Origin of the sequence: Stenotrophomonas sp. YIM B06876, from assembly GCF_030711595.1 — a bacterium.
Taxonomy (GTDB): domain Bacteria; phylum Pseudomonadota; class Gammaproteobacteria; order Xanthomonadales; family Xanthomonadaceae; genus Stenotrophomonas.
In genome coordinates this window covers 1-671 of sequence record NZ_JAUJUJ010000429.1, presented here as the reverse complement: position 1 = coordinate 671, position 671 = coordinate 1, and the positions used below count along the sequence as shown (strand labels likewise).

General features: G+C 57.3%; 1 protein-coding gene and 1 pseudogene. Both read right to left on the bottom strand.

All coding sequences use genetic code 11. From position 1 onward, the window contains the following. Nucleotides 1–351, bottom strand: a 351-nt coding sequence (locus QZH66_RS17755; RefSeq protein WP_305807135.1) for a type I restriction-modification system subunit M N-terminal domain-containing protein, incomplete at its 3' end; no start/stop codon positions are given. Next, nucleotides 299–409: pseudogene (locus QZH66_RS17750) on the bottom strand (hypothetical protein); the annotation flags it as partial. The gene QZH66_RS17755 and the pseudogene QZH66_RS17750, both read right to left, overlap by 53 nt. Nucleotides 410–671 lie beyond the last annotated feature (262 nt).

Below are 671 nucleotides of genomic sequence, written 5' to 3'. Positions count from 1 at the left end.
GGCAGTGGCTGCCACCCGCTTGAACAACTGGCTGGGGTAGATGAAGTAGCCCTTGGTTTTGATGGCGTCGTCGCGGATTTCTGGCGTGATGACCAGGTCAGACAGCGCTGCGTAGTCGATGCTGTCGTCGCCGCCTTCGATGTAGGCCGCAAAGTTTTCGCTGATGAAGCGGTAGAAGAGGGTGCCGAGCACGTATTGCTTGAAGTCCCAGCCATCGACGGCACCACGGACATCGTTGGCGATTTTCCAAATGCTGTTTTGTAGTGCGGCGCGTTGTTNTGATGAAGCGGTAGAAGAGGGTGCCGAGCACGTATTGCTTGAAGTCCCAGCCATCGACGGCACCACGGACATCGTTGGCGATTTTCCAAATGCTGTTTTGTAGTGCGGCGCGTTGTTGGTTGCTGGTCATGGTGTGTTCTTGTTGGGGTGCGTTGTTGCGGATACAGGGACGCTTGCCGCTTTTGCGTATTGTCGAGATCCAAAGTCGCTGAGCGGGGTTGGCGACTCTCAAGGCGCGTAGCAGTCTACTTGGGCTCTGCGCATGGGTTTCAGAACAACTTGAAGAACTCCCGGGCGCTATGAGGGATCACGCAACTTGGCCCGATGCGGGCCGAAGGCTGCCGCACGTCACATCGGGAGCGGCAGTAACCAGCCTGAAGCTGCGGTTCAGC